The organism is Conyzicola lurida (assembly GCF_014204935.1).
Taxonomy (GTDB): Bacteria; Actinomycetota; Actinomycetes; order Actinomycetales; family Microbacteriaceae; genus Conyzicola; species Conyzicola lurida.
This window is the reverse complement of the sequence record NZ_JACHMJ010000001.1, coordinates 31985-49839: the sequence shown is the minus strand read 5'-3', so window position 1 is coordinate 49839 and position 17855 is coordinate 31985. Positions and strand designations below refer to the sequence as shown.

The 17855-nt window shown below is 69.4% G+C and carries 19 protein-coding genes; 7 read left to right on the top strand and 12 right to left on the bottom strand.

Annotated features, from left to right (window positions below):
- Positions 1–12 precede the first annotated feature (12 nt).
- The 3 genes from HD599_RS00275 to HD599_RS00265 form a co-directional block, all read right to left on the bottom strand.
- Complete coding sequence (locus HD599_RS00275; protein ID WP_184232554.1) at positions 13–654, bottom strand: ScbR family autoregulator-binding transcription factor; 642 nt, start codon at positions 652–654, stop codon at positions 13–15.
- 71 nt (positions 655–725) lie between these two features.
- The gene (locus HD599_RS00270; protein ID WP_184232552.1) at positions 726–980 is read right to left on the bottom strand and encodes a hypothetical protein; all 255 of its coding nucleotides are present in this window, start codon (positions 978–980) and stop codon (positions 726–728) included.
- Between the two features lie 169 nt (positions 981–1149).
- A complete protein-coding gene (locus tag HD599_RS00265; RefSeq protein ID WP_184232550.1) occupies positions 1150–1611 on the bottom strand; it encodes an aa3-type cytochrome oxidase subunit IV in 462 nt (153 codons plus the stop codon).
- A gap of 209 nt (positions 1612–1820) precedes the next feature.
- Here HD599_RS00265 and HD599_RS00260 point away from each other — a divergent pair, with 209 nt between their 5' ends.
- From HD599_RS00260 to treS, 3 genes are all read left to right on the top strand, one after another.
- Positions 1821–2603 (top strand): SDR family oxidoreductase, encoded by a 783-nt coding sequence (locus HD599_RS00260; RefSeq protein ID WP_184232548.1) that lies wholly within the window; start codon positions 1821–1823, stop codon positions 2601–2603.
- A 147-nt stretch (positions 2604–2750) separates the two neighbouring features.
- Positions 2751–3521 (top strand): glycosyltransferase family A protein, encoded by a 771-nt coding sequence (locus HD599_RS00255; RefSeq protein ID WP_184232546.1) that lies wholly within the window; start codon positions 2751–2753, stop codon positions 3519–3521.
- 63 nt (positions 3522–3584) lie between these two features.
- Entirely contained in the window at positions 3585–5840 is a 2256-nt protein-coding gene (gene treS, locus HD599_RS00250) for a maltose alpha-D-glucosyltransferase (protein WP_184232544.1), read from the top strand.
- Here the strand turns inward: treS and HD599_RS00245 are convergent.
- Entirely contained in the window at positions 5837–6379 is a 543-nt protein-coding gene (locus tag HD599_RS00245) for a TetR/AcrR family transcriptional regulator (RefSeq protein WP_184232542.1), read from the bottom strand. The two genes, treS and HD599_RS00245, sit on opposite strands and share 4 nt — an antisense overlap.
- Positions 6380–6432: 53 nt before the next feature.
- Between HD599_RS00245 and HD599_RS00240 the strand changes: the two genes are divergently transcribed.
- The 4 genes from HD599_RS00240 (at position 6433) to HD599_RS00225 (ending at position 8992) form a co-directional block, all read left to right on the top strand.
- Positions 6433–7155 carry an MBL fold metallo-hydrolase gene (locus tag HD599_RS00240; protein ID WP_184232540.1) on the top strand — a complete coding sequence of 241 codons (723 nt, stop codon included), beginning with the start codon at positions 6433–6435 and terminating at the stop codon, positions 7153–7155.
- 41 nt (positions 7156–7196) lie between these two features.
- Positions 7197–7517 (top strand): ArsR/SmtB family transcription factor, encoded by a 321-nt coding sequence (locus HD599_RS00235; RefSeq protein ID WP_184232538.1) that lies wholly within the window; start codon positions 7197–7199, stop codon positions 7515–7517.
- Positions 7518–7520: 3 nt separating this feature from the next.
- The gene (locus HD599_RS00230; RefSeq protein WP_184232536.1) at positions 7521–8036 is read left to right on the top strand and encodes an SRPBCC domain-containing protein; all 516 of its coding nucleotides are present in this window, start codon (positions 7521–7523) and stop codon (positions 8034–8036) included.
- Between the two features lie 77 nt (positions 8037–8113).
- Positions 8114–8992 (top strand): LLM class flavin-dependent oxidoreductase, encoded by an 879-nt coding sequence (locus HD599_RS00225; RefSeq protein ID WP_184232534.1) that lies wholly within the window; start codon positions 8114–8116, stop codon positions 8990–8992.
- A 10-nt stretch (positions 8993–9002) separates the two neighbouring features.
- Here HD599_RS00225 and HD599_RS00220 read toward each other — a convergent pair whose 3' ends face one another.
- From HD599_RS00220 to HD599_RS00185, 8 genes are all read right to left on the bottom strand, one after another.
- Positions 9003–9959, bottom strand: a complete 957-nt coding sequence (locus HD599_RS00220; protein WP_184232532.1) for a sugar phosphate isomerase/epimerase family protein — start codon at positions 9957–9959, stop codon at positions 9003–9005.
- Between the two features lie 24 nt (positions 9960–9983).
- The gene (locus HD599_RS00215; protein ID WP_184232530.1) at positions 9984–11507 is read right to left on the bottom strand and encodes a GMC oxidoreductase; all 1524 of its coding nucleotides are present in this window, start codon (positions 11505–11507) and stop codon (positions 9984–9986) included.
- Between the two features lie 49 nt (positions 11508–11556).
- Positions 11557–12696 (bottom strand): ROK family protein, encoded by a 1140-nt coding sequence (locus HD599_RS00210; protein ID WP_184232528.1) that lies wholly within the window; start codon positions 12694–12696, stop codon positions 11557–11559.
- 39 nt (positions 12697–12735) lie between these two features.
- On the bottom strand, positions 12736–13623 hold the full coding sequence (locus HD599_RS00205) for a carbohydrate ABC transporter permease (RefSeq protein ID WP_184232526.1): 888 nt from the start codon (positions 13621–13623) through the stop codon (positions 12736–12738).
- Complete coding sequence (locus tag HD599_RS00200) at positions 13620–14537, bottom strand: carbohydrate ABC transporter permease (protein ID WP_184232525.1); 918 nt, start codon at positions 14535–14537, stop codon at positions 13620–13622. Before HD599_RS00200 ends, HD599_RS00205 begins: the two co-directional genes overlap by 4 nt.
- Positions 14538–14544: 7 nt before the next feature.
- A complete protein-coding gene (locus tag HD599_RS00195) occupies positions 14545–15846 on the bottom strand; it encodes an extracellular solute-binding protein (protein WP_221420407.1) in 1302 nt (433 codons plus the stop codon).
- Between the two features lie 181 nt (positions 15847–16027).
- Positions 16028–16771 (bottom strand): SDR family oxidoreductase, encoded by a 744-nt coding sequence (locus HD599_RS00190; protein WP_184232523.1) that lies wholly within the window; start codon positions 16769–16771, stop codon positions 16028–16030.
- Positions 16772–16838: 67 nt separating this feature from the next.
- The gene (locus tag HD599_RS00185; RefSeq protein ID WP_184232521.1) at positions 16839–17855 is read right to left on the bottom strand and encodes a low temperature requirement protein A; all 1017 of its coding nucleotides are present in this window, start codon (positions 17853–17855) and stop codon (positions 16839–16841) included.

The window sequence follows — 17855 nt, the reverse complement described above, 5'->3', positions numbered from 1 at the left end:
AACGCGTGGCCGCTACAGGGCCTCGGGAATCAGCCCGTCGAGCACCGCCCGCGCGTTCTCGATGCGCTCCGCGGGCACCACCGCGGGGAAGATGAACAGCCACATCTCGCGGATGCGCGGCAGCAGGTCGGCCCGGCCGGTGAAGGTGTCGGAGACGAGCTGGATGCCGGTGTACGACGGGATCAGGAAGCGGGCGAACATCGCGGGGTCGAGATCGCCGCGGAAGTCGCCCTGCTCCACGGCCACCGCGGCGATGGCGCCGAAGGTGGCGAGCCACTGCTCGTAGGGCGCGCGCAGCGGGGGATCGAAGTTGGAGTTCTCGGTGGTGAGGCGGATGCCGGCCTTGACCACGGGATCGACCTGCATGCGCTCGGCGAGGTCCACGCTCAGCAGCAGCATCGTCTCGAGCGCCGGGCGGCCCAGGTCGACGATGCGCGTGCCGGACTCGACGGCGAGGCGCTGCTCCTTGTCGACGACGGCGCGCGCGATCTCTTCCTTCGACTGGAAGTGGAAGTAGAGGGCACCGCGGGTGGCGCCCGCGGACCGCGCGATGTCGGTCGTGGTGGCCGAGATGTAGCCCAGCCGGGTGAACGCCTCGGCGGCGCCGTCGATCAGCCGCTCGCGCGTTATCTGCGCCCGCACCTGTTGCGCCATCGGGCGTCCCCCTCTGCTCGTGCCCACATCGTAGCGGCCCAAGCTTTGGTCGAAACCGGATGTCGCGGGGACTACTCCGCGCGCCCGATCGGGCCGTCGCAGTCGAATCCGGCACCGTGCTCGACGCGCGCGTAGTAGGCGCGGCGGCGCTCGTCGTCGACGCCCAGGAGCTGCCAGTGCCCGCGGGCAGACTGCTCCCCCACGACGACGGGGTCGGTGACGCATCCGGCGGGCGTCTCCCCGGTCTGGAAGAACAGCGACAGGCACGCTCCCGCGTGGCTCGCAGGGAGAGCCTCGGTAATTTCGGCCAGGTAGGTATCGGGCACAGGATTCGCATTCGGGGTCGAAAATACGCCGTCTCGCAGCACGTGTGTCGCACTGCGGGGTAAGCCTGCGAAGCATCGAACGGCGGAACGTGACCGGCCGGGTTGTCCGGTCGTTTTCACGGTAGGCGCTGAGGGCTGCTCAAACCATGCCCGGTGAGTTTGTTTTACGTCAGCGAGCGAAGTTGCCGCGGTAATACTCGAAGACCCAGCCGACGAGCGCGATCATGAGCAGTCCGGCCCCGATGAAAGCGATCCAGACTCCGACCGCGAGCCCGAGGAACATCAGCGCGAGCGCTCCGGCGAGGGTGACCGGCCACCAGCTCCACGGGCTGAAGTGGCCCAGTTCGGCGTCGCCGTCGTCGATTTCGGCGTCGAGCCGGTCTTCGGGGAGCACGCCGCCCTGGGTGGAGTGGACACGTCCGACGTAGAACGCGATGAACGCCGCCGCGACGGCGGCGAGCAGCAGGCCCAGGCTGCCAGCCCATTCGATGTGGATTCCGGGGTCGCCGCCGGCGCCGGGATCTTGCGCGAGGTCCTGCGCGCCGTAGAGCAGTGTCCACACCGTGTAGACCACGGAGATAAACGCGAAGAACGCGGCGAGCAGCCAGAAGAGTCGGGCATTGACATTCACGGGGGTTCCTCACGATTGATGGGCCTGCCCATCCAACCCCGAAACGGCGATCGGAAAGAGGGCATTGACTTTCGCGTCCTCAGACGTCGCTCGCGTCATCCATCGGTCGATCTCTACCTTTCGGCAGGTTCCCCGGCATAAATGGAAAGCTACATGTGTTGGTTATGTATATAGATGCAAACGCATCGACCGAACACAGAGAAGGAATTATGACTAGCTTCACCGACAAGGTCGTTCTCATCACCGGCGCCGGCTCCGGCCTCGGACGCGCCACCGCTCTCGCCGTCGCCGCCCAGGGCGCCTCGCTCGCGCTCGTCGACGTCTCCGAGAAGGGCCTCGCCGAGACGCAGGCCGCCGTGCTCGCCGCCTCCCCCGAGGCGAAGACCATCGTCGTGACCGCCGACGTCTCCGACGAGGCCCAGGTCGAGGCGTACGTCGCAGCCACCGTCGCCGAGTTCGGCCGCATCGACGGTTTCTTCAACAACGCCGGCATCGAAGGCAAGCAGAACCCGACCGAGGACTACGCGTCCGATGAGTTCGCCCGCGTGCTGTCGATCAACCTCAGCGGAGTCTTCTTCGGCCTCAAGCACGTGCTCGCCGTGATGAAGAAGCAGAGCTCCGGCCACATCGTGAACACCGCCTCCGTCGGCGGCATCCGCGGCATCGGCAACCAGTCCGGCTATGCCGCGGCCAAGCACGGCGTCGTCGGCCTCACCCGCAACTCGGCCGTCGAGTACGGCGAGTTCGGCGTGACGATCAACGCCGTCGCCCCCGGCGCCATCTGGACCCCCATGGTCGAGAACTCGATGAAGCAGCTCGACGCCGAGAACCCCGAGAAGGCCGCCGAGCAGTTCATCCAGGCCAACCCGACCAAGCGCTACGGCAAGGCCGAAGAGGTCGCATCGGTCGTCGCCTTCCTGCTCTCCGACGCCGCGTCGTACGTCAACGCGCAGGTCATCGCCATCGACGGCGGACAGTCGCAGAAGTACTGACCAGCACCGCAGACAAGGGACCGCCCCGGCCGGGACGGTCCTTTCTCGTTAATCAAGGGCCCGGGCCCGGTTTGGCGTGTGGCCGGGTCTGACGCAGAGTGAGGATGTCGGCAATCCGCCCCGCCGCCCGACCAGACCGGAACACCGATGCACCCCGCACCTGAACAGCCCGCCACGTCCGTCGCCACGATCTCCGTCGTCATCCCGGCCAAGGACGACGCCGACCTGCTCGAGCGCTGCCTCCGGGCGCTCGCGCTGCAGTCGCGCCCCGCCGACGAGATCGTCGTGGTCGACAACGACTCGAGCGACGACACGGCCGACCGCGCCCGCCGTCTCGGCGCGACCGTGATCAGCGAGACCCGCCCGGGCATCCCCGCGGCGAGCGCCGCGGGCTACGACCACGCCCGCGGCGACATCATCGCCCGGCTCGACGCCGACTGCATCCCCGCCGCGGACTGGCTGCAGCGGATCGAGACCGCGTTCGCCGACGAGCCCGGCACGGTCGCCGTGACCAACGGGGCGCGGTTCATCGACGGGCCCCGCCACCTCCGCGCCCTCGCCGCCACCCTCTACCTCGGCGCGTACTTCGGCACCGTCTCCGCGGCGCTCGGCCACGTGCCGCTCTTCGGCTCCAACTTCGCGATGCGCCGCTCCGGCTGGGAGGCGGTGCGGCTCGAGGTGCACCGTCACGACGCCATGGTGCACGACGACATGGACCTGTCGTTCCACCTCGGCGCCGACCACCTGATCCGCCGCGACCGTCGACTCGGCATGGGCATCTCGATGCGCCCGTTCTACGACGGCCGCGGGAGCATCCGCGTGGTGCGCGGCTTCCGCTCGATCGCCATCCACTGGCCGCAGGACCTGCCGTGGCTGCGGGCCGCACGCGTCTGGAAGAGCCGGGCGGCGCGGGCCTGACACCACGCGACCCGAGGCGGCGCGCAGCCGGTCGGTGACACGTCCCCTCGTTTAGGGGCGACAATGGAGCATCGACCTTATGGGGGAATCGTGACCGAAGACGACAGCGTGCGCGAACCGAGCGAAATCACGTACGACGAGGACAGGTATCCGGCGCGCCCGGCCCGGCTCCGCACGCGCGCGCCGCTGGCGGCGAGCAAGATCCAGCGCACCTTCTCCGACCCGCGCGCGGCCGACGCCTCGAACCCGTCGTACGTCGAGTGGCTCAAGCGCCAGTCGATGCTCGGCGACGCCGACGTGCTGAGCCGTGGCCTGTCCGGTCAGCCCAGCATGTGGCGCAACCCGTATGCCCGCCCTGACGCCCGGCGCGCCATCCAGACCGCCTCTGTCTGGTTCACCGCCTACCCGATCTCTCTCATCACCCGGCCCGGCCAGACCTACCTGCGCGCGCTCGGCGACGAAGAACTGTGGAAGATGTTCCAGCGCATCGGCATCGACGCCGTGCACACCGGCCCCGTGAAGGTCGCCGGCGGCATCACCGGCTGGGCGCTCACCCCGAGCGTCGACGGCCACTTCGACCGCATCAGCACGCAGATCGATCCCGCCTTCGGCACGGAGGACGACTTCCGCGCCCTCACCGACGTGGCGGAGCAGCACGGCGGCAGCGTCATCGACGACATCGTGCCCGGCCACACCGGCAAGGGCGCCGACTTCCGCCTCGCCGAGATGGCGTACAAGGACTTCCCCGGCATCTACCACATGGTCGAGATCCCCGAGGAAGACTGGGGACTGCTGCCCGACGTGCCCGAGGGCCGCGACGCCGTGAACCTCGACACCGCCTCCGAGGCCGGGCTCGCCGACAGCGGCTACATCATCGGCCGCCTGCAGCGCGTGATCTTCTACGCCCCTGGCATCAAAGAGACCAACTGGAGCGCCACCGGTCCCGTCCTCGGCGTCGACGGCCGCACCCGCCGCTGGGTCTACCTGCACTACTTCAAGCAGGGCCAGCCCTCGATCAACTGGCTCGACCCCACGTTCGCCGGTATGCGCCTCGTGATGGGCGATGCCCTGCACTCGCTCGGCGACCTGCGCACCAGCGCCCTGCGCCTCGACGCCAACGGCTTCCTCGGCGTCGAGAAGAGCGTGGAGGGTCCGGCATGGTCCGAGGGCCACCCGCTCTCCGAAGCCGCGAACCACCTCATCGCCAGCATGGTGCGCAAGGTCGGCGGGTTCTCCTTCCAGGAGCTCAACCTGGCGATGGAGGACATCCGCGACACCGGCCGCGTCGGTGCCGACCTCTCCTACGACTTCATCAACCGCCCGGCGTACCACCACGCCCTCGCCACCGGCGACACCGAGTTCCTGCGCCTCACCCTGCGTACCTCGCTCGAAGTGGGCGTCGACCCCGTCACACTGGTGCACGCACTGCAGAACCACGACGAGCTCACCTACGAGCTCGTGCACTGGGACACCGAGCACCACGCCGACCTCTACCCGTTCCGCGGAGAAGAGATCGCCGGCTCGCAGCTCGCCGAGGTCATCCGCCAGGACCTCCTCGACAAGCTCACGGGTGACGCGGCCGACTACAACCTCGTCTTCACCACCAACGGAATCGCCTGCACGACGGCATCGGTGATCGCGGCGGCCCAGGGCCACACGACTCTCGACGCCATCAAGGACGAGCACGTCGACGACATCCGCAGCGCCCACCTGCTGCTCGCCATGTTCAACGCCTGGCAGCCCGGAGTCTTCGCGCTCTCGGCCTGGGACCTCCTCGGCCTGCTCCCGCTGCCGGCCGACCAGGTGCACGACCTCATCGAGGGCGGCGACACCCGCTGGGTCGAACGCGGCGCACACGACCTCATCGACGGCAACCCGGATGCCGCGACCTCGAGCTCCGGCATGCCCCGCGGCCGCTCGCTGTACGGGTCGCTGCCCGAGCAGCTCACCGACCGCAACTCGTTCGCGTCCAAGCTGCGCACGGTGCTGGCGATCCGCGAGCGTTTCGACATCGCGATCGGCAGCCAGATCGACGTGCCCGACGTCGCCCACCCCGGCATGCTCGTGCTCGTGCACCGCCTCGACGGCGGAGACGCCACCCAGACGGACGCACCGGTGCAGATCACCGTGCTGAACTTCAGCGGCGAGGCCATCCAGGGCACCGTGCGGTCGGACGCGCTCATCGCCCGCCGCAACGTGCGTAACGCGGTCACCGGCCGCACGATCGGGGCGGTCGACGACCTGCTCAGCTTCCCCGTCTCGCTCGCGCCCTACGCCGGCCTGTTCCTGCTCGTCGAGGACGAGGAGCCCGAGGCCTAAGCCCGCTCGCTGATCGCCGCGACGATCCGCTCCACCCCGTAGTCCCACGCCGCGTCGACGTCGCCGCCGAGCTGGAACGCGCCGTTCAGCTCCATGCTGATGAACCCGGTGGCCCACGCGGTGACCGTGCGGGCCGCCTCGAGCGCCTGCTCCTCGCCCGCGAGCCGCCCGGCCCCGCGGAGCACGCCCTCGCTCGCGGCGACGCGGAACTGGAGGTCGGCCACCGCGGTACCCGCCGCCGGCGTCATCACGAGCTGGAACGCGGCGGGACGCTCCCGCCCGAACGCGCGCAGCTCGTTCACGATCTCGGCGATCCCGGCCTCGTCGTCGACGCGGCCGGCCAGATCGGTGAGCGTCGCCTCGGCGACCAGCTGAATCAGCCGGTCGCGGTTTTCCACACGCTTGTAGAGGGATGGCGCACGCACGCCCACCCGCAGGGCGACCGCGTTCATCGTGAGTGCCGCGAGCCCCTCCTCTTCGAGCAGGTCGCGGGCGGCGAGCACGATGGCGTCGAGCGAGGTTCGTTCCGGTGTGGGCATGTTTCCAGTATAGCTATTGACGATAGCCATGATGGCTATGTACCATAGCCATCATGAAGCTCAGCGAATCCCTCCACCGCATCGGCAACGACATCGTCGCCGTCTACCTCGTCGACACTCCCGAGGGGGTGACCGTCATCGACGCCGGCCTCGCCGGACACTGGCACGAGCTGGTGACCGAACTGGCATCGATGGGTCGCACCCTCGATGACATCAAGGGCGTCATCCTGACCCACGGCGACGGCGACCACATCGGTTTCGCCGAACGCCTGCGCCGCGACCACGGAGTGCCGGTCTACGTGCACCCCGCCGACGCGGAGCGCGCAAAGGGCGGACCGAAACCCGCCAACGCCAAGCAGCAGATGAAGCTCGGCGGCCTGCTCAGCTTCATCGGCTACACACTGCGCAAGAACGGCCTGCGCACGACCAACCTGACCGAGGTAGTCGACGCGCGCGAGGGCGACACCCTCGACCTGCCCGGCGCCCCGCAGATCATCGGCATGCCCGGACACTCCCCTGGCAGCATCGCGGTCTACATCCCGGCGGTGGACGCGGTGTTCGTCGGCGACGCTCTCACCACACGCCACGTGCTCACCGGCAGCGTCGGCCCGCAGCCCGCGCCGTTCACCGACGAGCCCGCCCAGGCCATCGCCTCGCTGCGCGCCCTGCTGCCCACCGGCGCGACGTGGGTGCTGCCCGGCCACGGAGCCCCGTGGAGCGGAGGTGTCGCGGCAGCCGTCGCAGTGGTCGAGGCTGCCGCGCAGGAATCCAAGTAAGTACCTTGTGCGTTACGTACCCGACCGGGTACATTAACGCCATGGATGCGGTACTGCAGGCTCTCTCGGACCCCGGTCGACGTACTCTGCTGGAACAGCTGAGGCAGGGCCCCGCGACGGCCGGCGAGCTCGCCGACCTCCTCCCCATCGCCCGCCCCGGGGTATCGCGGCACCTGCGCGTGCTCCGGGAGGCGGGCCTGGTCGAGGTGCGCACCGACGCGCAACGCCGCGTGTACTCGTTGCATCCTGAGCCGCTTGCCGAACTCGACGACTGGCTCGACGGATACCGCGCGCTCTGGACCCAGCGTCTGGACGCCCTGCACACCGAAGTGGCGCGCGGAAAGCGACAGACAAGGAGTTAGACGATGACCGGCATTCTGGGAGAAATTCTGACCTTGGATGACAACGCTCCCGGCACGGGAACGGTGCGGATGCACGACAGGTTCGACACCTCGATCGAGGATCTCTGGTCGGCGATGACCGAGCCCGACCGCGTCGCCCGGTGGATCGGCCGGATCGACGGCGATCTGCGCGTGGGCGGCAGCTTCAGCGCCAGGCTCACCAGCCATTGGGAGGGCACCGCCCGGGTCGACGTGTGCGAGCCGCATACGCATCTCGTCGTCACGATGCGTCCGGGCGAGGAGGACGAGACGGTGTTCGAGGCCCGGCTGACGGCGGCCGACGGCGCAACCGACCTCCTCGTCGAGGAACGCGGCCTGCCGCTCGAGACGATCTCGGCACACGGCGCCGGTTGGCAGGCGCACCTCGAAGACCTCGCGGCCCATATCGCGGGCCGCGACCCCGTGCCCTGGGTGGACCGCTGGGGCGAGCTCGCGCCGACCTACGAGGCGATGTCCGCCGAGGTGCGCGCCACGCGCTGAGAACCGGCGCCACCCGTCGCTGCGTCGCCCCGCCGACATCCCGACCCCTCGTTCGACGGATGGTGCACACTGGGGTCATGCGACACGGAATCACGATTCTCGCCCAGGACAGCTGGCCCGAAGCACGCCGCAAGTGGGTGCTCGCCGAAGAGCTCGGCTTCGACCACGCGTGGACCTACGACCACCTCTCCTGGCGTTCGCTCGCCGACGAGCCGTGGGGCGCCACCGTGCCCACGCTGACCGCCGCCGCGGCCGCGACCTCGACCATCCGGCTCGGCACATTCGTGGCGTCGCCGAACTTCCGGCATCCCGTGCCCTTCGCCAAGGAGCTCGCGACCGTCGACGACATCTCCGGCGGCCGCCTGCTGCTCGGAGTGGGCTCCGGCGGCACCGGCTTCGACGCGTTCGTGCTCGGGCAGCCCGGGTACACGCCCCGCCAGCGGCACGAGCGGTTCGCCGAGTTCGTCGAGCGACTCGACACGCTGCTGAGATTCGAGGGGCCGGATGACGCCGGGATCTCGTTCGACGGCGAATGGTTCACCGCCGTCGGTGCGCGGATGGTGGGCACCCCCGCCCAGACGCCGCGCCTGCCGTTCGTGATCGCCGCCAACGGGCCGAAGGGACTCGCGCTGGCCGCCCGCTTCGGTCAAGGCTGGGTCACCACCGGCGACGAGCGACTGGTCGGCGACGACTGGTGGCACGGCGTCGCCGAGTTGTCCAAGAGATTGGATGACGCGGCCGACGCCGCCGGCCGCGACCCGGGCACGCTCGACCGCTACCTCTCGCTCGACTCCGAGAAGGTGTTCTCCCTGGCCAGCGTCGACGCGTTCGAGGAGGCGGCGGGGCGGGCGGCCGAGCTCGGGTTCACCGACGTGATCTCGCACTGGCCGCGCCGCGACGGCATCTACGCGGGGTCGGAGGACGTGCTGGTCGAGGCGGCGTCGCGGTTCCGCTGACGGTGCGCGCCTAGCCCAGGCGGTTCTGCACCCAGTTCCAGCTGACGTCGGCGCTCGCGACGGGCGGCATCGACGCGCGGTCGACCTCGATGATGACCCAGCCGCGCCACGCCTCGGGCAGCGCCGCGATGACGCCGTCGAGGTCGAGGTCGCCGAGTCCGGGCTCGAGGAAGAGGCCCGCGTCGGTCGCCGTGTTGTACGGCGTCGGCGTCTCGTGGGTCGCGTTCGCGATCGTCATGTTCAGGTCTTTGAGGTGCAGGTCGACGAGCCGGTCGGCGTGACGCGTGATCATCGCAGCCGGGTCGATTCCGGCCCAGGCGAGGTGGCCGACGTCGAACGACGCCCCGAGCAAGTTGGACGGCACCGCCGCGAGTACCTGTTCGATCTCGTCCTCCGTCTCGACCCAGGTGCCGATGTGGTTGTGGAGCCCGGCGCGGATTCCCTCGGCGGCGAGGATTTCGGCCGCGGTGCCGATCGTGTCGATGACCCGGTTCAGGCGCCCCTGGTCGAACGCTGCCCCCACGGCGACCTGCTGGTTCGTGCGCACGGTGACGTCGCCCCACCAGACCTCGGGTGCGAGGAACACCGTGTCGAGGCCGAAGTAGTTCGACTCCTCCGCGCGGCGGCGGATGATGTCGTACCAGCGCACCTCGGCGGCGCTGCCCGGCTCGAGGGTCACGCCGTGGTCCTCGGGCAGCGCGATGCTGGCGTAGCCGGGCGCGAGGGTGAGGCCCGCGTCGTCGACCATCCCCTTGTAGTTCTGCAGCGTCTGCGTGTCGAGCACCTCCATCATCGTGGAGGCGAACCCGGCGGCCTTGATCGCGGCGAGCACCCCGGGGTAGTCGGCGCGGAAGGAGGGCTCGGCGAACAGCCAGAGGCTCTCGCTGCCCGGGTCGGCCGGGTCGGCCTTGACGTTGATCCACTGGATCGGGTTGAGCGCGACGCGGTCGGCGGCAAGGTTCTTCATGGTGTTCTCCGTTGGGTGGGTGTCTTAGTGGCTGACAGCGGCCAGCGCGCGGCTCACGGCGCGGGCCGCGCGCACGGCGGTGATGGTTCCGGTGAGGGTCGAGTTGGCGACGACCGCCGTCGGGATGACGCCGTTGCCGGCGAGGTAGAGGTTGTCGAATCCCCAGACGCGGCCGTCGGTGTCGCACACGCTCGTGCCGTCGTCGACGGTCCCCGAGCGCACGGTGCCGGTGAGGTGTAACGACGATCCCGGCGGGAGCAGCATCCGCTCGGTCTCGGGGTCGAAGTCCCCGAAGGCGAGCGCGAGCTCCTCCGTCTGGTCGAGGGCCCGGTCGATCAGAGCGAGGTCCTTCTCCGAGTAGGCGAACTCGTAGCCGATCTTCGGTAGGCCCGCGATGTCGGTCTCCGTGTCCGAGAAAACCAGCCGGTTCTCGGCCCGCGATTCGACCGGTGTGTAGAGCGAGAGCCCGACCGAATACGCCAGGGGCGCGCCATCCTCGTCGACGTACGTGTTGTTCATCACCTGCCCGTGGAACGGCTGCGCGTCGCCGTTCTGCGGGATCCAGATCGAGTCCGTGCAGAACTCCCCCTCGCGGGCGATCGGCAGCTCGGCGACGTCGAGGCCGAAGCGGTCCAGATCCATGAGAACCCGGCTGGTCACGAAGGCGTGCTCGTTGAGATAGCGGCCGAGAGCTTCGGGGCGGATGCCGGAAGCGAACAGCAGTTGCGGGGTGCGCAGGGTGTCGGCGCAGATCAAGACGGTCTGCGCCCGGATCTCGAACTCCGCCCCGTCGGCCACCGTGCGTAGACGGGCGCCGGTCGCCCGCGTCCCGTCGACGAGGATCCGGATGGCGAGGGTGCCGGTGAGCAGGGTGAAGGCCGGGTCGTCGGCACCGGCGATCGGTGCGAAGATTGTCGCGGGCGAGGTTCGCGGGCGCAAGCCGGTCTCGGTCGGCACGACGGCCATCGGCATCGGCTGCGGTTCGCGTCCGACGGGCGCGGTGCCGGCGAGCAGTCCACGCAGCCGCTCGATCACGACCGAACCCGCCGCTGTCGGGCCGATCGGCGACGGCGACACGGCGAGCACGCGGCGGGCGGTCGCGAGGTCGGCGTTCCACGCCTCGTCGTCGCCGTCCGCGAAGGTCTCGTGTCCGGCCGGCCACGGGGTCGCGGCGGTCCAATGCACGCCCATGCCCCCGGTGTTCCACGCCAGCGCGCTGGCGGGCATCGCGGCGGCATCCTCGCCGAAGGTCTGACTGTGGAACATGCCCGGCGCGATCGACCGCAGGTCGTCGGCCACGACATCCGTCACCGCCGCCCCGGTGTAGAGGCCCTGGATTCCGGAGGACACCCGCTGGTTGTAGAGCTGCCAGAGGTCGGGCTCCTCGACGTCGTGCAGGTGCAGTCCGGCCGTGCCGCCGATCGGCGATCCGCCGTCGACCATCACGATGCGCACTCGCGGGTCGGACTCACGGAGCAACCGGGCCGCGGCGGCTCCCATGATCCCGCTGCCCACGATGAGCACGTCGGTGTCGGTGGTGTCAGTCATTGTGTTTCTCCTGGTGCTGTGGTTCTGAGAGCGTGGGACCCGCGGGCGCCTAGGCGCCGGGCATCAGCGGGCCGAACAGTTCGGTGTCCATGCGGTCGAGCACGAACTTGAGCGCACCCACGAGCGGGCCGTCGGCGCCCAGCGAGCTGGCGACCAGCTCGACGTCGGGGGCTCGCGCCGTCCGCAGCGACTCGCGTACCCGCGGTAGCAGCAGGTCGGCGCCGTTCTCGAGGCCGCCGCCGAGCACGACCAGCGACGGGGCGATCGTCCACGAGACAGTGAGCAGGATGTCGCTGATGTGGCGGGCGAACGCGTCGACCTCGGCGAGCGCCGCCGTGTCGCCCACGCGGGCGGCATCGAAGACCGCGTCGGCGGTGCGCCGCTCGGCCGCGACCGGCGAGGTGAGAAACGCGACCGGCCGGGTGTCGAACGAGGCGACCGCGAGCGGCACCGCCTCGACGATCTCCCCCGCTGCGCCCTGGAAGCCGCGGTACACGGAGCCGCGGATCAGGATGCCGAGGCCGCTGCGGTTTCCGAAGATTCCCCAGACCACGTTCTCGTGGTCGCGGGCTGTCCCCCGCCAGCGTTCGGCGAGGGCGCCGAGGTTCGCGTCGTTGTCGGCGAACCAGGCGACGGGGATTCGTGCCGCCATCTCCGCGGGAAGGTCGACGTCGGTCCACTTCTCGGCGTGCACGAGGCGGCGCACCACACCGTTCTCGTCGATCGCACCACCGCTCGCCATGGCTCCCGCGCGCAGCTGGTCGGTCGAGGCGCCCGCGGCGGCGAGGGCCTCGTGCACGATCGCCGCGGCGATGTCGAGCGAGGAAGCAGGGTCGTAGTAGTCGGTGAGAGCGCGTGCCGCCCTGCCGAGGATGTTGCCGCGCACGTCGGCGACGACCGCGCTGGCCTCGAGCGTGCTGACCCGCACGGCCGCGAGCACCGAGTGTTCGGCTCGCAGTTCGAAGCGCCGCGACGGCCGCCCGGCCGCGCCGGTCGTCGGAACCCTGTCGAGCTCAGTCACCCAGCCGGCCTCGACGAGCGAGTCGAGGATGAGCTCGACGGTGCGGCGCGACAGCCCCGCCTGCACGGCGAGCGCCGACATACCGACCGGTTCCGACTCCACGGCGAGGGCGCGCAGCGTGACGGAGGTGTTGAGGCGCCGGAGCGCCTTCGGATCAAGACCGGGCATCTGTGCCTTTCCCGCCACCGCGTCGAATGGTTGCTTTGCTCACTTTAGGCCGGACGCGGCGATGCCCTGGACGAAGTAACGCTGCAGGAACAGGAAGAGCACGAGCACCGGCAACATCACGACGATCGCACCGGCGAGCACGAGCCCGTAGTCGGTGACGTTCGCCGACGCCTGGCTGGTCGCGGCGAGGCCGACGGGCAGCGTGTAGGTCGAGTTGCTCTGCGCGACGATGAGCGGCCAGATGAAGTTGTTCCACGAGTTGAGGAACGACATGATCGTGACGGTCGCCACGGCCGGTCCGGAGAGCGGCAGGAAGATCGTGAAGAACAGCCGGAATTCGCCGGCACCGTCCATGCGCGCGGCCTCGAGCAATTCGTCGGGAATCGACGATGCGTACTGTCGCATGATGAAGATCGAGATCGGCAGCGCCAGGCTCGGCAGCGCGATGCCGGCGAGGGTGTCGATGAGGCCGAGGTTCACCGTGACGACGAACTGCGGCACGAACACGGCGGTGAACGGCACCATGAGCGAGGCCATGACCGCCGCGAAGGCGATCTTCTTGCCCGCGAAGTGCAGCTTGCCGAGCGCGTACCCCGCGGCGGCGGCCGCGACGATGTTGCCGAGCACGACCATGACCGCCACGGCGACGCTGTTGAACAGGTAGCCGGCGAAGTTCTCCTTGCTGAACAGCCGCGCGAAGTTGTCGAGCGTCGGCGCCGTCGGCAGCCAGGCTCCGGGATCGGCGCGGATCTCGTCGAGGCTGCGCAGCGAGCCGCTGATCACCCAGAAGAACGGCAGGAGCGTGACGATCGCGATCAGCGCGAGGCCGATGTACAACAGCACGACGGGGACCCGGCGGGGGCGCGGGCCCGCGGCGGTATGGGTGCCGGCCGCGGCATCCGTCATTCGGTCGATGGTTGCGGTCATGTGCGTGGCCTCAGCAGACGGAACTGCACGACGCTGACGACAGCGACGAGCACGAGGGTGACGACGGAGGCGGCCGACGAGATGCCGTAGTTGCCGAATCCGAACTGGTTGTAGGTGTAGAGCGCGATCGACTCGGTCGACCCGAGCGGGCCGCCGTCGGTGAGCAGGTACGGCTCGTCGAAGACCTGCAGGTAGAACACGGTGAGGAGAACCGAGATCAGCAGGATCGTGGGGAGGAGAAGGGGCAGCGTGATGTGCCACATGCGGCTCCACCAGCCGGCGCCGTCGAGGGATGCCGCTTCCTGCACGTCTTCGGGAACCGCCTGGAGGCCCGCGAGGAACAGCAGCATCGCGGTGCCGAAGTTGCGCCAGATGCCGAGCAGAATGACGACGGGCATCGCCGTGTTGGTGTCGTCGAGCCAGTTGGGGCCGGCGAAACCGAAGTTCGCGAGCACGTTGTTGACGGTGCCGTCGCTGTTGAAGGCGTACTGCCAGATGAGGGCGATGGCGACGATGTTCGTAACGACGGGGGCGAAGAAGATCGTGCGGAAGACGCCGCGCAGGCGGCGGATGCCGGAGTTCAGCGAGACGGCGAGCGCGAAGCCGAGGGCCATGGTGAGCGGCACGCCGACCACGACGAAGAGGAGGGTGTTGCCGATGTCGCGGATGAAGCGCGCGTCGGCGAAGAGCCGCACGTAGTTGTCGATGGCGACGAAATCGACGTTGAACGGGTTGCGCAGGTCGCGGCCCTGCAGGTCGGTGAGGCTGAAGCCGATCGCGGCGAGCGCCGGGATCGCCGTGTAGGTGAGGAAGACGATGGCGAAGGGCGCGAGGAAGATCCACGCGATGGCGCTTGTGCGCACGCCGCGGGGGCGCCGCTTGCGCGGCACCCCCGAGGTGTTCAGTGCAGTCATGAGCTCGTTACTCGCCGGTGCCGACGCCGTCGGCGAATGCCTGGAGGTTGGCCGCTGCTTCTTCGGCGGTCTCCTGGCCCTTGGCGACGGACTCCATCTCGGTGCCCATCTGGGTGGCGATCTGCAGCCAGGTGGTGCGCTGCGGGTAGGACCGCGTGCTCTGCAGCTGCTCGAAGAACGCGTCGAGGAGCGGCTGGTCGGCGATCGCGGGGTCATCCCACGCGGCCTGTACGGCGGGGAGCGATCCGTAGGACTCGTACTGCGCGATCTGCGTGTCGGACTCGGAGAGGAAGCGGACGACCTTCCACGCGGCATCCTGGTTGTCGCTGTCGGCGAGCACACCGAGGCTGCCACCGGCGATCGCGCCGACGCTGCCGGCGGAACCGGCGGGCACGAGCGTGCTTCCGACGTTCTCAGCGGTCCAGCCGTCTTCCTCGGCGACGGCGTCGAACTGGCCGATGACCCAGGGACCGGTGATCATCGACACGGACTTGCCGGAGACGAAGTAGGGCTGAGTGTCGAGGAATCCGGGGCTGGAGGTATCGGCCGCACCCGAGGTGAAGTAGGAGGCGCTGTAGTTGATCGCCTCGATCATCTCGGGGGTGTCGAGCGTCCACTCGGACTCGTCGTCGCTGATCAGCTCGCCGCCGGCCTGCCAGACCAGCTGGGCGAGGTCCTGGCCGGTGTAGCTGTCCCAGCCGATGCTTGCGCCGAAGCCCTTGACGGCGCCGGCCGACTGGAGGCCCTCAAAGAACGGGATCGCGTCTTCCCACGTGGCGGGGGCGGTCAGTCCAGCCGCGTCGGCGAGGTCCTTCCGATAGACGAGCGTGTAGGTGTACGCGTACCACGGCACGGTGTACGCGACACCGTCGACCTCGCCCGCGGCCCAGGAGCCGGGGAAGAAGGAGTCTTCGTCGACGAGGCGGTCGGGAACGGCGGCGAAGGCCTCGCCCTTGATGAAGCCGGCCTGCGCCTCGGTGTAGGTCTGCGCGATGTCGGGACCGGTGCCAGACGCGATCGCGGCCTGGAGCTTGGTGTTGTACTCCGACTCGGGGATGAGCGTCACCTCGAGGTCGAGGTCGGGGTTCTCCTCCTTGAACGTCGCCATGGTGTCGTCGAGCGCGTTGGCGTCGCCGTCAGGAGCCCAGAGGGAGACGGTGCCCGTGGCGGGCTTGTCGTCGACGGCGGTGCTCGCCGACGTTCCGGCGTTGTCGACTCGGCCGCAGCCGGAGAGGACGAGCGCGGCGCTGGCGACCATGGCGAGCCCGGCTGTGAGCCGGACCGGTCGGGAATGGGTGAGTGGGGGCACGCAAGTCTCCTGAATCGGTGGGGTGTCGGTGCAAGATGAATAATCGGCGGATATAGCGAAATCGGGCCGAGTGGCTTGGTGACGAGGCTAGGTACGGGTCGTTACGGGCGCATTACGCGCTCGTGAAGAAGAATTTCGGCGGGTGTAGCGAAATAGGGCGCCCCGCGTCGCGGTATCGCCGCTAGCCCTGCAGCGTGGGCCGCACGATGATCTCGTTCACGTCGACGGTGGCGGGCTGACCGATGGCGTAGGCGATGGCCTCCGCCACCGCGGATGCGGGCAGCCCCATCTGCGCGGTGGTCGCCCGTACGGCATCCAGCGTCGCCACATCGCCGCCGCGCTCGGTCAACTCGCTGACGGTGAAACCCGGGCTCACGATCGTCACCCGCACGACACGGCTCTCCTGCCGCAGGCCTTCCGAGAGCGCGCGCACCGCGAACTTCGTGGCGCTGTAGACCGCGGCGGTCGGGTCGACCCGCAGCCCGGACACGGACGCGACGTTGACGATGTGCCCGCTCCCCTGCGCCTCCATCAGCGGCAGCACCGCGGCGATCCCGTGTAGGGTGCCGCGCAGGTTCACGTCGATCATCTGATTCCACTCGTCGATGCGCAGCGCGTTCATCGTCGACAGCGGCATGACTCCCGCGTTGTTGACGAGCACGTCGACGCGGCCGTAGACGGTCGTCGCGAACGCCACGAAGTCGCGCACGCTGGCGAGGTCCGTGACGTCGAGCTCGTGGAACTCGGCCCGGCCACCCGCCTCCCTGATGTCGTCGACGACGGCGGCCAGCTTGTCGACGCGGCGGGCGCCGAGAACGACCGGGTAGCCGAGGGCGCCCAGGTGCCGCGCGGTTGCTTCGCCGATGCCGCTGCTTGCTCCCGTGATGAGGACGGCGCCGGCGGTGTTCGAGGGTGTGCTGGTCATGGAGACTCCTGGGTGTGGTGATGTGGTTGGGAAACCCCGTCAGCTGGTGCTGCGGGGAGAGAGAAAACTAGGCGCGCGACACCCGGGCGTAGGCGCCGGTGGCCGGGAGGAAGAGCGCGAGACCGATACCGAGCACGGTCCAGTCGAACGGGGCGATCGGGTGCCCGCCACCGATGTGCTCGATCGCACCGCCCATGCTGAGCGAGGCGAGCAAGACGCCAGCGACGATGCCGAAGTGCAGGTAGGTGCCGATCGTCGCCACGGCGGTTCTGCGGTTGCCCGTCAGCACGTGGATGCGGTGTTCGGCAGTGTCGGCGATGCGGCCGAAGTAGGTCCACCACATGCCGAGGGCGACGACGATCGCGACGAGCGAGGCCAGCACGACCTGCGGGGTGAGTTTCGAGTGCGACGCCCCGAGCCCGATCGAGATGATCGATTCGCCGAGGGCGAGGATCACGACGAGGCCGTGGCGCTCGGCGTAGTGGGCCGCGGACGGCAGGAGCCACGCCCCGCCCTGCGAGGTCGCGAAAATGGTGATCCCCTCGACGACGACCGCGGCGAGCCAGAGTACGAGCTGGGGGGTGCCGCCGAGGAACGCCCCGCTGATCAGCGCCACGGAGACGGGCACGATGGTGACGCCCATGGTGCGCAGCACCTGACGACGGAGCGCGGCATCGTGCCGGGCCGCGACCAGGTTCACCGCCGTGTAGACGAGCGACAGCAGGACGAACCCGACCGAGAACAGCAGCGCGCCGAAGAGGCTCTCGCCCTCGGCGGGGTACACCTCGGGGATCGCGATTGAGAGCAGCAGCACGATCGCAATGGCGATCAGGATGCCGACGCGCACGGGTCCGCGGTCCGCGACCTGCTGGTTCGCCAGCCACGCGTGCGACGCCCACGACCACCAGAGCACGCCCAGCACGGCGAGGCCGCCGAGCACACTCTCGACGCTCGCGCCGTCGGCCATCAGGTGGGTCACCTGGGTGAAGGCGAAGACGTAGACGAGGTCGAAGAACAGCTCGAGCGGGGTGGCGCGGGTGCGCTGTGCCGTGGCGGAGCGAGCGGTTTCGTGTGTCGCTGTCAC

Coding starts and splice junctions, on each gene's coding strand:
- HD599_RS00245 (WP_184232542.1), bottom strand. CDS start 6,379: ATGCCCACACCGGAACGAACCTCGCTCGACGCCATCGTGCTCGCCGCC.
- HD599_RS00255 (WP_184232546.1), top strand. CDS start 2,751: ATGCACCCCGCACCTGAACAGCCCGCCACGTCCGTCGCCACGATCTCC.
- HD599_RS00225 (WP_184232534.1), top strand. CDS start 8,114: ATGCGACACGGAATCACGATTCTCGCCCAGGACAGCTGGCCCGAAGCA.
- HD599_RS00205 (WP_184232526.1), bottom strand. CDS start 13,623: ATGACCGCAACCATCGACCGAATGACGGATGCCGCGGCCGGCACCCAT.
- HD599_RS00240 (WP_184232540.1), top strand. CDS start 6,433: ATGAAGCTCAGCGAATCCCTCCACCGCATCGGCAACGACATCGTCGCC.
- treS (WP_184232544.1), top strand. CDS start 3,585: ATGGAGCATCGACCTTATGGGGGAATCGTGACCGAAGACGACAGCGTG.
- HD599_RS00235 (WP_184232538.1), top strand. CDS start 7,197: ATGGATGCGGTACTGCAGGCTCTCTCGGACCCCGGTCGACGTACTCTG.
- HD599_RS00215 (WP_184232530.1), bottom strand. CDS start 11,507: ATGACTGACACCACCGACACCGACGTGCTCATCGTGGGCAGCGGGATC.
- HD599_RS00220 (WP_184232532.1), bottom strand. CDS start 9,959: ATGAAGAACCTTGCCGCCGACCGCGTCGCGCTCAACCCGATCCAGTGG.
- HD599_RS00210 (WP_184232528.1), bottom strand. CDS start 12,696: ATGCCCGGTCTTGATCCGAAGGCGCTCCGGCGCCTCAACACCTCCGTC.
- HD599_RS00190 (WP_184232523.1), bottom strand. CDS start 16,771: ATGACCAGCACACCCTCGAACACCGCCGGCGCCGTCCTCATCACGGGA.
- HD599_RS00275 (WP_184232554.1), bottom strand. CDS start 654: ATGGCGCAACAGGTGCGGGCGCAGATAACGCGCGAGCGGCTGATCGAC.
- HD599_RS00260 (WP_184232548.1), top strand. CDS start 1,821: ATGACTAGCTTCACCGACAAGGTCGTTCTCATCACCGGCGCCGGCTCC.
- HD599_RS00230 (WP_184232536.1), top strand. CDS start 7,521: ATGACCGGCATTCTGGGAGAAATTCTGACCTTGGATGACAACGCTCCC.
- HD599_RS00200 (WP_184232525.1), bottom strand. CDS start 14,537: ATGACTGCACTGAACACCTCGGGGGTGCCGCGCAAGCGGCGCCCCCGC.